Genomic DNA, 13,576 nt, shown 5'->3' on the forward strand with positions numbered 1-13,576 from the left:
GCCCGCACGCGTGGGGCTTCGACAGGCTCAGCCCGAACCAGGTGGGGTGGCCAAGGTGAACCTCCCCCACCCGTTCGCCCTGAGCCTGTCGAAGGGCCCGCGCGCGCGAGGCTTCGACAGGCTCAGCCCGAACGGGATGGGGTGTCAGGCTGAACTTTCCCCTATCCGTTCACCCCGAGCCTGTCGAAGGGCCAGCACGCGCGAGGCTTCGACAGGCTCAGCCCGAACGGCATGGGACGGTCAGGCTGAACTTTCCCCATCCGTTCTCCCTGAGCTTGTCGAAGGGCCCGCACGCGCGAGGCTTCGACAGGCTCAGCCCGAGCGGGCTGGGGTGGTCTGTCATCTGAACGCGATGCCGCGTCAACTCAACCGGTCGATCACGATCGCCCGGAAGTCATTCACGTTGGTCAGCGTCGGCCCGGTGACGATCGAATCGCCCAGCGCCTGGAAGAAGCCATGGCCATCGTTGTTGTCCAGGCTCTGGCGCGGCGAGATGCCGAGTTGCCATGCGCGGGCCAAGGTGTCGGGTGTGATGACCGCGCCGGCGATCTCCTCGGCGCCGTCGACGCCGTCGGTGTCACCGGCCATCGCATGGACGCCCGGCACGCCATCGAGGTGGATGGCCAGGGAGAGCAGGAACTCGACGTTGCGCCCGCCGCGGCCCTGGCCGCGGATCGTCACCGTCGTCTCGCCGCCCGACAGCAGCACGCACGGCGCTTGCACGGGCTGGCCGCGCAAGGCCACCTGGCGGGTGATGCCGGCGAGCACCTTGCCGACGTCGCGCGCCTCGCCTTCGAGGCTGTCTCCGAGGATGCAAGGCGTGAGGCCTGCCTCGCGCGCCACCCCGGCCGCCGCTTCCAGCGCGATCTGCGGCGAGGTGATCATGCGCACCTCGTGGCCGGCCAGGCGCGGGTCACCGGGCTTGAGGGTCTCGCTGTCTTCACCCGCAAGCCATGCACGCACGGCCGGCGCCAGCTCGATGCGGTAGCGCTCGACGATGGCCAGCGCTTCGGCGCGCGTGCTCGCATCGGCCACCGTCGGGCCCGAGGCAATGTCCGCCGGATGGTCCCCCGGCACGTCGGAGATCAGCAGCGTCAGCACCCGCGCCGGATGACAGGTCGCAGCCAGCCGCCCACCCTTGATCGCCGAGAGATGCCGGCGCACGCAGTTCATCTCCGAGATGGTCGCGCCGCTGGCCAGCAACGCCTTGTTGACCGCCTGCTTGTCGGCCAGCGTCAGGCCGGGCGCGGGCGCCACCAGCAGCGAAGAACCGCCACCGGAAACCAGCGCGATGACCAGGTCGTCCTTCGTCAGCCCCTGCACGAGCGCGCGGATGCGTTCGGTCGCGCGCAGGCCGGCCTCGTCGGGCACCGGATGCGCCGCCTGCACGATCTCGATCCGCTCGCAGGGCACCTCGTAGCCGTAGCGGGTGACGACCAGCCCCTCGAGCGGGCCCTTCCAGTGATCCTCCAGCGCGCGCGCCATCGCGGCGGAGGCCTTGCCCGCGCCGATGACGATGGTGCGGCCCTTCGGTGGGGGCGGCAGGTGCGGCGGCAGGCAGACAGAGGGCTGGGCCGCGGCGACCGCCGCGTCGAACATGCGGCGCATCAGCAGCCGTCGGTCCATGGTCATCTCCGAAGTGATGGGGAATCTCAAGCAAATGTGGCTCTGCCACTTTGCTTGAACCCCCTCGGGGGGCGGGCTGGGCGCAGCCCAGACGTGGGGGCAGTCTCAAGCAAATGTGGCTCTGCCACTTTGCTTGAACCCCCTCGGGGGGGCGGGCTGGGCGCAGCCCAGACGTGGGGGCAGTCTGAAGCAAATGTGGCTCTGCCACTTTGCTTGAACCCCCTCGGGGGGCGGGCTGGGCGCAGCCCAGGCCTCGGGGGCACTAGGATGCCACGTCGTGGTCGGCCAGCAGCTCCAGCGCCCGCACCAGGGCCGAGTGGTCGAGGTCGGCCATGCCGTTGGCGGCGCAGGCCTGCATGAGCTGCGCGGCACTGGCCGTCTGCGGCAGGGCCACGCCCAGCTCGCGGGCGCCCTGCAGCGCGAGGTTCAGGTCCTTCTGGTGCAGCTTGATGCGAAAGCCCGGCTGGAAGGTCCGCTTGATCATCCGCTCGCCGTGCACCTCGAGGATGCGCGACGAGGCGAAGCCGCCCATCAGCGCCTGCCGCACCTTGGCCGGATCGGCGCCGGCCTTGCTCGCGAAGACCAGCGCCTCGCCCACCGCCGCGATGTTGAGCGCGACGATGATCTGGTTGGCCACCTTGGTTGTCTGCCCGTCGCCGTTGCCGCCGACGAGCGTGATGTTCTTGCCCATCTTCTCGAGCAGCGGCTTCACGCGCTCGAACACCGCCTCGTCACCGCCGCACATGATGGTGAGCGATGCCGCCTTGGCCCCCACCTCGCCGCCGGAGACCGGCGCGTCGATGTAGTCGGCCCCGAGTTCGTTGATGCGCCGGGCGAAGGCCTTGGTGGCCATCGGCGAGATCGAGCTCATGTCGACCACCACCTTGCGCGACGAACCCGGCAGCGCGGCGGCGACGCCGTTCTCCGCGAACAGCACCGCCTCGACGTCCGGCGTGTCCGGCACCATCAGGAAGACCACCTCGGCCTTTCGCGTCACTTCGGCCGCGTTCTCGCAGGCCGTGATGCCGGGGGCGCTGGCCGCCTCGGGCAGCTGGCCGCGGGTGTGGACGAACAGCTCATGTCCCGCGTCCTTCAGGTGCAGCGCCATGGGCGTGCCCATGATGCCCAAGCCTATGAATCCGACTTTCATGCTTGCTCCTTCAATCGAGGTTCTGTCAGTACGCGCCCGAGGCCTTGGGTGCAGGGGCCGCGCGCATCTTCGAGATGACCTGCTGCGCCCCGGCGGCGATCAGGCGCGCGTCCGAGCTGATGGTGACGAACTGGAAGCCCTTGGCGATGCGCGCGAGCGCGGACTCGGGCGTGCCGTTGTGGATGCCCGCCACCACGCCGTGCGCCTTGGCCCGGCCCAGGATGTGGTCGACCGCCTGTGCGGCGTCCGGGTCCAGGTCGTCGAAGACCGGCCGGCAGCCGAGCGAGAGCGACAGGTCCGACGGGCCGATGTAGACGGCGTCCAGCCCTTCGACCGACAGGATGTCGTCCAGGTTGTCCAGCGCCTGGCGGGTCTCGATCATCGCGAAGCGCACTACCGTGTCATTGGCGTGCTGCGGGTAGTCGGCGCCGCCGTACAGCGTCGCCCGCACCGGCCCGAAGCTGCGGGTGCCGCGCGGCGCGTAGTTCGTCCACGCCACCAGCTTCTGCGCATCCTCGCGGGTGTTGACCATGGGGCAGATGACCGCGTAGGCGCCGGCGTCCAGGGTCTTCATCAGGATGCCGGGCTCCAGCCACGGCACGCGCACCACGGGCACCGTGGGCGTGGTGGAGATGGCCTGCAGCATGCTCACCATGGCCTGGTAGTCGACTACACCGTGCTGCATGTCGATGGTCAGCGAATCCCAGCCCTGGTGGGCCATGACCTCGGCCGAGAAGCCGTTGGGGATGGCCAGCCAGCCGTTGGCGGCCGCCCCGCCTTGTTGCCACAGGGTCCGCAATCCGTTGGGTCTCATCGCTTGTCTCCTCTTCAGGCCGGTGACCAGGGCACCGGCGTGATCAGCCGGCCGCTGGTGAAAAAGCTGCTCAGGTTGTCGACCACCAGGTCGGCCATGGCCGCGCGGGTTTCTTCCGTGCCGCTGGCAATGTGCGGCGTGAGCACGACGTTGTCCAGCACCCGCAGCCCCGCGGCGACGTGAGGCTCGCGTTCGTAGACGTCCAGCCCGGCGCCGGCGATTCGCCGCTCCTGCAGCGCTTCGATCAGTGCCACCTCGTCGACGACGCTGCCGCGCGCGACGTTGACCAGCACGCCCCGCGGCCCCAGCGCGTCGATCGCCTCGCGGCCGACCAGGTGCCGGGTGGAGTCGCCGCCCGCGGCCGTGATGACGACGAAGTCGCACCAGCGTGCCAGCTCCACCGGCGTCCCGTGCCAGGCGTAGGGCACATCATCGGCAGGCCGACGGTTGCAGTAGCCCACCTCCATGCCGAAACCCGACGCGCGCTGCGCCACCGCGCGGCCGATGCGCCCGAGGCCGAGCACGCCCAGCTTCTTGCCGCTGACCCGCATGCCGAGCGGGAAGCGGCCCTTGAGCCAGTCGCCCCGGCGCACGAAACGGTCGCTGGCGGCCACGCCCCGGGCCACGTCGAGCAGCAGGGCGAAGGCATGGTCGGCCACGCATTCGTTGAGCACGTCGGGCGTGTTGCTCACCTTCACGCCGCGGCGCAACGCGGCGCTCTGGTCGACCTGGTCGAAGCCGACGCCGAAGCCGGCAATGACCCGCAGGTTCGGCAAGGCCTCGATCAGTGCGGCGCTGGCGCCGACGGGTGCGGGCGCGACGATGCCGTCGATCTCCGCTCCATGGGCGCTGAGGAAGGCGTTGGCATCCGGTTTCTCGTGCAGGCGGTGCAGCGTGTAGGACTCGGCCAGGCGCAGCTCCAGCCCGGCTTGCGGAGGCTTGCCGTTCAACAGCAGGGTGGGTTGGGCGGTGGCCATCAATCGAGCTTCACGCCGCCTTGCGCCACCACGCCAGCCCAGTTCTTGCGCTCGCGCTCGAAGAAGGTGGCGAACTCGTTCGGGGTCATGGTGTAGACCTCGGCGCCCTGCGAGACCAGGCGCTCGCGCACCTCGGGCAGGCGGATGATCCGCGTCAGTTCGGCGTTGAGCCGGGCCTGCACCGCCGGCGGCGTCCCCACGGGCACCAGCACCCCCTGCCAGGTGCCCGATTCGAAGCCCTTCACGCCCTGCTCCTGCAGCGTCGGCACATTGGCCAGCAGCGGCACGCGCGTGGCCTTGGAGACGCCTATCACCTTGAGCTTGCCGGATTGGACGAAGGGCAGCGTGGCCAGCATGCCGTTCATCAGCACCTGGGTCTGGCCGGCAATGGTGTCGCTGATGGCCTGCGAGCCGCCCTTGTAGGGGATGTACTCCCACTTGGCCTGCGTCGCCTTCTCGACCGCCACGCCGGCCAGGTGCGGCGCGCTGCCGATGGCCGTCACCGCGAAGTCGATCTTCTGCTTCTTCGACAGGGCCACCAGCTCGGGCAGGTTGTTCGCCGGCACCGAAGGATGCACGACGAGCAGGTGCGGCGAGTAGGCCAGCATGGTCACGCCGCGCAGGTCCTTCGAGGGGTCGAAGGCCAGCTTCGCGTAGACCGATGGGCTGATCGCCAGTGCGCCCACGTCACACAGCAGCAGCGTGTGGCCGTCGTTGGCCTTGGCCACCGCGTCGGTGCCCATGTTGCCGTTGGCGCCGGGCTTGTTCTCCACGACCACCGGTTGCTTCAGCGCCTCCGACAGCGGCTGGCTGATGGCGCGGGCAATGATGTCCGACGAGCCCCCCGGCGGGTACGGCACGACGATGCGCACGGGCTTGGTCGGCCACGCCTGGGCCTGGGCTTGCGCCAGCGGCGCCAACGCGAGCAGCGCGGCCGCTGCGACCAATCGGATGCGGATGCGGTTCATCGGATGCGTCTCCTTCACTTCTGAAAACGGAATGGATCAGGTCACCGGTGCAGGGTTGAACAGCACCAGCGCGTTGTGCAGCTTCCAGTGTTCGGCCCAGGTCTTCTTGCGGCCGCTGGCCACCTCGAGCATGAAGCGGAACAGCTCCCAGCCGACCTCCTCGATCGAGGCCTCGCCATCAGCGATGCGGCCGGCGTTGATGTCCATCAGGTCGTGCCAGCGCCGGGCCAGGTCGCTGCGCGTGGCCACCTTGATCACCGGTACCTCGGCCAGGCCGTAGGGCGTGCCGCGGCCGGTGGTGAAGACGTGCAGGTTGACGCCGGCGGCCACCTGCAGCGTGCCGCAGATGAAGTCGCTGGCGGGCGTGGCCGCGTAGACCAGTCCGCGCTCGATGCCGCGGTCGCGCAGCTTCTCGCCGGGCGAGAGCACGCCGCTGATGGGCGCGCTGCCGCTCTTGACGATGGAGCCCATGGCCTTCTCGACGATGTTCGAGAGCCCGCCCTTCTTGTTGCCGGGCGTGGTGTTGGCACTGCGGTCGACGCGGCCCCGGCCGAGGTAGGCGTCGTACCAGGCCATCTCGCGGATCATGGCCTCGGCCACCTCCGGCGTGGTGGCGCGCGAGGTGAGCTGGGCGATGCCGTCGCGCACCTCGGTCACTTCCGAGAACATCACCGTGGCGCCGGCGCGCACCAGCAGGTCGCTGCAAAAGCCCACCGCCGGGTTGGCGGTGACACCGCTGAAGGCATCGCTGCCGCCGCACTGCACGCCCACCACCAGCGCACTGGCCGGCACCGTCTCGCGCCGGCGGGCGTTCAGCCGCTCCAGGTGCTCCTCGGCGGTGGCCATGATGGAGTCGATCATCGACATGAAGCCGACGTGAGCCTCGTCCTGCAGGCAGACCACGTCGAACGTGGCCTCCTCGGTCGCGCCCACGTCCGCCACGTTGCGCTCGTCGACGATCGCCAGGCTGCCCGGCGGCAGCAGACGCTCGGGCTGCAGCTTCTCGCAGCCGAGGCTCACCACCATCACCTCGTTGCCGAAGTTGGGGTTGAGCGTGATGTTGCGCAGCGTGCGGATGGGCACGATCGCGTCGGGCGCATCGATCGCCACGCCGCAGCCGTAGGTGTGCTCCAGCGAGACCACGTCGTCGACATTCGGAAAGCGCGGCAGCAGCTCCTGCTTGATGCGCTGCACCGCGAAGCCGACCACGCCGGCCACGCACTGCACCGTGGTCGTGATGGCCAGGATGTTGCGCGAGCCCACCGAGCCATCGGCATTGCGGTAGCCCTCGAAGGTGTAGCCCTCCAGCGGCGGCAGGACGGGCGGCGGGACGGTGGCCACCGGCAGGCCCTCCAGCGAGCGGGCCTCGGGCATCTCCAACAGGCGCTCATGCACCCAGCTGCCCCGTGGGATGGCCCGCAGCGCACGGCCGATGACGACGTCGTAGCGCCGCACCGCCTCGCCTTCGCCGATGTCGACCAGCGCCACCTTGTGGCCTTGCGGCACGCGCTCCACCAAGGTCAGCCCGTCGGGGAAGACGGTGCCGGCCGGCAGGCCGCCGTCATTGGCCACGATCGCGACGTTGTCGCGCTCGTGCATTCGAATGGTCAACGGTCCAGTTGGCATTTCGGCATTTCGTGCGCTGCGCCAGCGGCCGCAGCATTCCAGGGCGTGCGCGGATCCGGCTCTGCCGGTCCGCTGCGCGAGCCCCCTCGGGGGGCAGCCCCCGGAAGGGGGCGTGGGGGTCAATCGGCAGTGATCTTTCCGGTTTCGATCACCTTCTTCCACCTCGCGAATTCCGTTGCCTGGAAGGTGGTGAACTGCTCCGGCGTGTTGCCCACGATCTCGAAGCCCAGCTCCAGCAACTTGGGCTTGACGGCCGGGTCGTTCAGCGCGGCGACGATGCCTTCGTGCAGCTTGGCCTTGATGTCGGCGGGCAGGCCCTTGGGCGCGGCGAAGGCCTGCCACGAGTAAACGGTGACGCCCTTGAAGCCCAGCTCGTCCATGGTGGGCACGTCGGGCAGCAGCGGCGAGCGCTTGGCGCTGGTGATCGCCAGCGGGCGCAGCTTGCCGGCCTTGATGTTGGGCAGGCCGGTGTTGATGTTCATGAAGGTCGCGTCGACCTGGCCGCCGAGCAGATCGGACATCGCCGGCGCGCCACCCTTGTAGGGAACGTGGACCGCCTTGGTGCCGGTCTCCTGCCAGAACAGCTCCGCCGTCAGGTGATCGGACGTGCCGTTGCCGGCCGAGGCGAAGGTCATCTTCTCCGGGTTGGCCTTGATGAACTTCAGCAGGTCGGCAAAGGTCTTGTGCGGCGAGCTGGCCGGCACGGTGAGCACGTTGGGCGCCTGCACCGCGACGGTGATGTAGTCGAAGTCGGTGAGCGGGTCGTAGCCGGTGTTCTTGATCAGGTGCGGGCCGATCACGAAGGGGCCCAGCGAAGAGACCAGGATGGTGTAGCCGTCGGCCGGCGAGCGCTTGACCTGCGCCGCGCCGAGCGTGCCGCCCGCGCCGCCCTTGTTGTCGACGACGAAGGTGGTGCCGAGCTTTTCCTGCAGCTTCGCGCCCACGGTGCGGGCAATCATGTCGGTGGAACCGCCGGGCGGGAACGGCACCAGCAGCGTCACCGGCTTGGCGGGCCAGGCCTGCGCAAAGGCGCCGCTGGCCGCGGCCAGGCCGAGGGCGAAGGTGGCGATGAGTTGGCGCATGTCTTGTCTCCTGTCTGATGTGTGGGGTGCGCGAGGAAGGGTCGTCTTCAGGCCCGCTCGCCGAACTCGGCCTGCTCGCGGGTCCAGGCGCGGGCCTGCCCGCTCAGGCTCAAGCCCAGCCCGGGCCGTTTGGGCACCAGCATTCGGCCGGCCTGGAGTTCGAGCCGTTCGTTGAACAGCGGCTCCAGCCAGTCGAAGTGCTCGACCCAGGTCTCGGTGGGATAGGCGGCGGCCAGGTGCACGTGCAGCTCCATCGCGAAGTGCGGCGCCAGCATCAGGCCCGCGGCCTCGGCCTGCGAGGCGATCTTCAGGAAGGGCGTGACGCCGCCGACGCGCGGCGCATCGGGCATCAGGTAGTCGGCCGCACGGTGGCGGATGAGGTCGCCGTGCTCGGCCACGCTGGTCAACATCTCGCCGGTGGCGATGGGCGTGTCGAAGCGCGCGGCCAAGGCGGCGTGGCCCTCGTGGTCGTAGGCGTCCAGCGGCTCCTCGATCCAGACGAGGTTGAAGTCCTCGAAGGTGCGGCACATGCGCTGGGCGGTGGGCCTGTCCCATTGCTGGTTGGCGTCGACCATCAGCGGCGCGTCATCGCCCAGGTGCTTGCGCACGGCCTCGACGCGCTTCAAGTCCAGCGTCCGGTCCGGCTGGCCGACCTTGAGCTTGATGCCGCCGATGCCGCGCTCGATAGAGGCAGCGGCGTTGACGAGCAGCTGCTCCAGCGGCGTGTGCAGGAAGCCGCCGGAGGTGTTGTAGCAGGCCACCGAATCGCGCCAGGCACCCAGCAGCTTGGCCAGGGGCAGGCCGGCGCGGCGGGCCTTCAGATCCCACAGCGCCACGTCGAAGGCGCCCAGCGCCTGGGTCGCCAGGCCGCTGCGGCCCACCGAGGCGCCGGCCCAGCAGAGCTTGTTCCACAGGCGGGCGATGTCGCTCGGATCCTCGCCCAGCAGCGCCGGCGCGATCTCCTTGGCGTGTGCGAACTGCCCCGGGCCGCCGGCGCGCTTGGCGTAGCTGAAGCCCAGGCCCTCGCGGCCGTCCTTCGTCTGCACCTCGACGAAGAGCAGCGCGATCTCGGTCATCGGCTTCTGCCGGCCGGTGAGCACCTTGGCGTCGCTGATCGGCGTGGCCAGGGGCAGCGTGCAGGTGGACACGCGCAGCCAGCGGATCGTGTCGGAAGCCAGGGTTGCAGCGATCATCAATGAGATGTTAACGTTAACAGTGAAGACCAAAAAGAAAGCGCTGAGGTGGCGCTTCAAAGAGAGAGAACTCGCTGATGAACAATCGTTCGGTGAAAATGATAACGTTAGCAGCCACAGGTCGTCAATCAGCCCTGCGGCGGGGTCGACAATGCCGGACCTTGCCTGCCCCGCCTGATCGCCGATGAGTCTGCCGACCCGCTCCAAGTCCGTGACGCTGCACGACGTGGCCGAGGCCGCGGGCGTGTCGCTGATGACGGCCTCGCGGGCGCTGAAGACGCCGGAGCTGGTGTCCAAGGCCACCCTGGAGAAGGTGCAGCAGGCCGTGCTGGCCACCGGCTACATCCCCAACCTGCTCGCCGGCGGCCTGAAATCCAGGCGCAGCATGGCGATAGGCGCGCTGCTGCCGGTGGTGGCGGTGCCCCAATTCCTGCCGACGGTGCAGCAACTGACCGAAGCCCTGGATGCCGCCGGCTACCAGCTCATCCTGGGCCAGACCGGCTACGACCACGCGCGAGAGGCGGCCCTGCTCGACACCATGGTCGGGCGGCGCGTCGATGGCATCGTGGTGGCCGGCCTCCTGCAGCCCAGCCCCGCCTCCGATCGGCTGCGGCAGCTGGGCGTGCCGGTCGTCGAGACCTGGGACCTGAGCGACCGGCCGCTGGACATGCTGGTCGGCTTCTCGCACCTGAAGGTCGGGGGCGCGGTGGCCGGGTTCTTCCTCGCCAAGGGCTGGCGCCACGTGGCCGTGGCCACGGCCGACGACCAGCGGGCGCTCGCCCGCCGCGAGGGCTTCCTGGCCACCCTGGGGCACGAGGTGCCGACGGCCTACGTCAAGGCGCCGAGCAACATGGCCTCGGGCCGGGGCGCGCTGCGCGAGCTGCTGGAGCGCGATCCGCGGATCCGCGCGGTGTTCTGCAGCTCCGATGCCCTGGCGCAGGGCGTGCTCACCGAAGCCAGGGCCCGCAACATCGACGTGCCGCGCGAGCTGGCGGTCGTCGGCTTCGGCGATGCCGACTTCGCTGCCCAGCTGCTGCCCAGCCTCACCACCGTCCACATCGACGGCGCCGGCATAGGCCGTGAAGCGGCGCGCCTCATCCTGGCCCGCTGCCAGGGCCAGCCGGTGGACGAGCACATCATCGACGTGGGGTTTCGCATCGTCGAGCGCGAGTCGACGGGCACCGCGCTGGCGATGGGCTGAATGCAGCACGCCAGGCAGGCCCCTCACTTGCCGCCCCTGGACGAGGCCGGCCCGCGCCGGCGCAGGACAGGAGCCAAGCCATGACCACCCGACACCCCAAGCGCATCCTGATGGTGCTCACCTCGAACGACCGGATGCACCCGACCGACCGGCCCACCGGCCTGTGGGCCGAAGAGCTGGCCGAGCCCTTCTACACCCTCACCGATGCCGGCGCCGAGGTGACGCTGGCGTCCACCGCGGGAGGGCCGGTGCCCATCGACCCCGGCAGCATGAAGCCCCCGGGCGACAACGAGCCGGCGGTGGACCGCATGCTGCAGGACGAGGCCCTGCAGCGCGGCATCACCCACACCCATCGCGTCGACGAGCTGTCGATGGCCGACTTCGACGCGGTCTTCTTCCCAGGCGGCCACGGCACCATGTGGGACCTGCCCAAGAGCGAAGGCGTGCGACGCGTCGTCGAAGAGGCGGCTGCCCAAGGCAAGGTGATCGCGTCCGTCTGCCATGGCGCGGCGGGCCTGGTCACCGCGCTACGAACGGACGGCCAGCCGCTGGTCGCCGGGAGACGCGTGAACAGCTTCACCGACTCCGAGGAGCGGGCCGCCGGCCTGGCCGAGGTGGTGCCCTTCCTGCTCGAATCACGGCTGCGCAGCCTGGGCGCGCAGTTCGAGGGCGGGCCGGACTGGCAGCCTCACGCGGTGCGCGACGGTCAGCTCGTCACCGGGCAGAACCCGCGCTCCTCCCGCCGCGTGGCCGAGCTGGTCATCGAGGCGCTGCAGGGCTGAGCTGCTTCGCCGGCGCGGCCATCCGCCCGGCGAGATAGGTCCACACGAAGGTGGCCGCGGCGTAGGACGTCAGGTCCGCATGGTCGTAGGGCGGTGCCACCTCCACGCAGTCCATGCCGACGAGATCGAGGTCGGCCAGGTCCTCCAGCAGCGTGAGCACCTGGTTGGTCGTCATGCCGCCCGGCTCGGGCGTGCCGGTGCCGGGGGCGAAGGCCGGGTCCAGGCAGTCGATGTCCAGGCTGAGATAGACCGGAGGCCGGCCGTGCGCGGCCAGCCGCTCGCGGATGGCGCCGGCCACCTCGGCGAGCTGGGCGCTGCCTTCCCGCCCGCGCAGCTCCCGGGCGGTGAAGATCAGGCCTCCCTGGTCGCGCACGTACTCGCGTGCGGCGCGCTCGCCGGGGGAGCGGATGCCGAGCTGGGTGAAGCACTCGTTGACCACCAGCCCCTCCTGCATCGCCTCGTAGACCCAGGTGCCGTGGCCGCTCGGCTCGCCGAAATGGTCCTGCCAGGTGTCGCAGTGCGCGTCGAAGTGGATCACCGCCAGCGGCCGGCCCCAACGTTCGCGCTGGGCGCGCAGGATGGGCAGCGTCACCGAATGGTCGCCGCCCAGCCAGACCATGTGGCGCGAGGCCAGCAGCGCTGGCAATTGCGCCGCGAAGGCGGCACGCATGCCCTCGAGGCTGGTATTGGGCAGCGCCAGGTCGCCGAGATCGTCCAGCGCCTGGGCCGGGCTGGTGTCGAACAGCGGATGGATGCCGTCGCACAGCATGTGGCTCGCCTCGCGGATGGCACGCGGGCCCATGCGTGCGCCGGAGCGGTTGGTCGTCGAACCATCCCAGGCCAGGCCGGCCAGCCCGAACGGCCGGGGAGCGGCATCGGCACCGCGCAGCGCCGGCGGCGTGGCCTTGAGGAAGGTGGAGGTGGCGAGGTAGGCGAAGTCGGTCATGGGCTCGTGCCGCGGGGGGCGCGCTCTGGCAACATGGCCCGCACACTACCCTCGCCACGCCCGCGCCGGAATGACCCAACGCGCCAGTTCACTTGACTCCCGCGCCCTGTTTGCCGGCGACGCCGCGCGCCATCTCGCGGCCGTCAGCGACGCGGAGCTGCGCCAGCTGCGCGTGTTCTGCGTGGTAGTGGCCGCCGGCGGGTTCTCGCCGGCCACGGTGGAGTTGCAGTCGGACCTGTCCACCGTCAGCCGCCAGTTCAAGGAGCTGGAGGCCCGAGTGGGCACGCGCCTCGCGCAACGCGGCCGCGGCGGCTTCGCACTCACGCCCGCGGGCGAGCACTTCCACCAGGCTGCGCTGCAACTGCTGGCCTCGCTGCAGGCCTTTCGCGACGACGTGGCGGAGCTGGCGCAGCGGGGCGGCGCCACCCTGCGGCTCGGCATCGTCGATGCGTTGCTCACGGCCAGCAGCGCGATCGAAGACGGCGGCCTGCCCCGAGCGCTGGCGGCCTGCGTCGATGGCGTGCCGGGCCTTTCGCTGCAACTCGTCACGCTGCGGCCGATCGAGATCGAGCGCCGCCTCCTCGCAGGCGAGCTGGACGCCGGCATCCTCGCCGCCCACGCACCGCCGGCGGGCCTTCAGCACCAGCGCCTCTTCGCCGAAGCCAGCGGCCTGTACGTCGCCCCCGGCCACCCCTGGTTCCATCGCCCCGACGACGAACTCACGCTCGCCGAGTTGGAGCACATCGCCTGCGTCGTCGACCCCTTCTCGATCGACCTGCCGCCACCCCTGCGCGCCGCGGCCCTGCGCGGCGGCCACACCCGCGCCGACAGCATCGAAGGCGCCGCCCTGCTCGCCTCGACCGGCCGCTTCGCCGCCTTCCTGCCCGACCACCTGGTGGCCGCGACGGCGCCGCTTTCGAAGCTGCGCAGCGTGAATCCGACGCTGTTCAGCTACACCCAGGACATCGTGCTCAGCAGCCGGCGGGGGAATGCGGATGCGACGCTGCGGGTGTTGATGCGGGAGTTGGTGTTGATCGGCAGGTAGTGGGGCGGCTGTCGGGTCTGCAGCGGTTGCCGTCTGTGGCCCCCGCCGGTTGTATGCACGGTGCCTGGCACCTTGCTGACGTTCGGCCGGGGAGACACGCTGGCCTGAGCACCCGCTGCAGGAGGTACAGCCGACGTAGAACCCGCAAGGCGGTTCTGCTTATGCC

General features: G+C 70.2%; 12 protein-coding genes. 3 read left to right on the top strand and 9 right to left on the bottom strand.

The features are described from left to right. Window positions 1-360: 360 nt before the first annotated feature. The 8 genes from ACS5PM_RS25360 to ACS5PM_RS25395 all read right to left on the bottom strand — a co-directional run bounded on the left by ACS5PM_RS25360 (window position 361) and on the right by ACS5PM_RS25395 (window position 9,436). Window positions 361-1,626, bottom strand: a complete 1,266-nt coding sequence (locus tag ACS5PM_RS25360; RefSeq protein WP_439390577.1) for a glycerate kinase type-2 family protein — start codon at window positions 1,624-1,626, stop codon at window positions 361-363. A 262-nt stretch (window positions 1,627-1,888) separates the two neighbouring features. Beyond that, on the bottom strand, window positions 1,889-2,776 hold the full coding sequence (gene glxR / locus ACS5PM_RS25365) for a 2-hydroxy-3-oxopropionate reductase (RefSeq protein ID WP_439390579.1): 888 nt from the start codon (window positions 2,774-2,776) through the stop codon (window positions 1,889-1,891). Between the two features lie 25 nt (window positions 2,777-2,801). Beyond that, window positions 2,802-3,590, bottom strand: a complete 789-nt coding sequence (locus ACS5PM_RS25370) for an HpcH/HpaI aldolase family protein (RefSeq protein ID WP_439390580.1) — start codon at window positions 3,588-3,590, stop codon at window positions 2,802-2,804. Between the two features lie 14 nt (window positions 3,591-3,604). Beyond that, a complete protein-coding gene (locus tag ACS5PM_RS25375; RefSeq protein WP_439390582.1) occupies window positions 3,605-4,567 on the bottom strand; it encodes a 2-hydroxyacid dehydrogenase in 963 nt (320 codons plus the stop codon). Next, on the bottom strand, window positions 4,567-5,535 hold the full coding sequence (locus tag ACS5PM_RS25380; RefSeq protein WP_439390584.1) for a Bug family tripartite tricarboxylate transporter substrate binding protein: 969 nt from the start codon (window positions 5,533-5,535) through the stop codon (window positions 4,567-4,569). Before ACS5PM_RS25380 ends, ACS5PM_RS25375 begins: the two co-directional genes overlap by 1 nt. A 36-nt stretch (window positions 5,536-5,571) precedes the next feature. Then, window positions 5,572-7,161: a galactarate dehydratase gene (gene garD / locus ACS5PM_RS25385; RefSeq protein ID WP_439390585.1), complete on the bottom strand. Its 1,590-nt coding sequence runs from the start codon at window positions 7,159-7,161 to the stop codon at window positions 5,572-5,574. Window positions 7,162-7,280: 119 nt separating this feature from the next. After that, a complete protein-coding gene (locus ACS5PM_RS25390; protein ID WP_439390586.1) occupies window positions 7,281-8,243 on the bottom strand; it encodes a Bug family tripartite tricarboxylate transporter substrate binding protein in 963 nt (320 codons plus the stop codon). 47 nt (window positions 8,244-8,290) lie between these two features. After that, on the bottom strand, window positions 8,291-9,436 hold the full coding sequence (locus ACS5PM_RS25395) for an L-talarate/galactarate dehydratase (protein WP_439390587.1): 1,146 nt from the start codon (window positions 9,434-9,436) through the stop codon (window positions 8,291-8,293). A gap of 184 nt (window positions 9,437-9,620) precedes the next feature. Here ACS5PM_RS25395 and ACS5PM_RS25400 point away from each other — a divergent pair, with 184 nt between their 5' ends. Beyond that, window positions 9,621-10,637: a LacI family DNA-binding transcriptional regulator gene (locus tag ACS5PM_RS25400; RefSeq protein WP_439390588.1), complete on the top strand. Its 1,017-nt coding sequence runs from the start codon at window positions 9,621-9,623 to the stop codon at window positions 10,635-10,637. A gap of 80 nt (window positions 10,638-10,717) precedes the next feature. Then, the gene (locus tag ACS5PM_RS25405) at window positions 10,718-11,419 is read left to right on the top strand and encodes a type 1 glutamine amidotransferase domain-containing protein (protein ID WP_439390589.1); all 702 of its coding nucleotides are present in this window, start codon (window positions 10,718-10,720) and stop codon (window positions 11,417-11,419) included. Here the strand turns inward: ACS5PM_RS25405 and ACS5PM_RS25410 are convergent. Next, window positions 11,397-12,365, bottom strand: coding sequence for an agmatinase (locus tag ACS5PM_RS25410; RefSeq protein ID WP_439390591.1), 969 nt, complete (start codon window positions 12,363-12,365; stop codon window positions 11,397-11,399). The two genes, ACS5PM_RS25405 and ACS5PM_RS25410, sit on opposite strands and share 23 nt — an antisense overlap. A gap of 70 nt (window positions 12,366-12,435) precedes the next feature. Here ACS5PM_RS25410 and ACS5PM_RS25415 point away from each other — a divergent pair, with 70 nt between their 5' ends. Further along, entirely contained in the window at window positions 12,436-13,410 is a 975-nt protein-coding gene (locus ACS5PM_RS25415) for a LysR family transcriptional regulator (RefSeq protein WP_439390592.1), read from the top strand. Window positions 13,411-13,576: the final 166 nt, after the last annotated feature.

The organism is Ideonella flava (genome assembly GCF_051857595.1).
In the GTDB taxonomy this organism is placed as follows: Bacteria; Pseudomonadota; Gammaproteobacteria; order Burkholderiales; family Burkholderiaceae_C; genus Ideonella.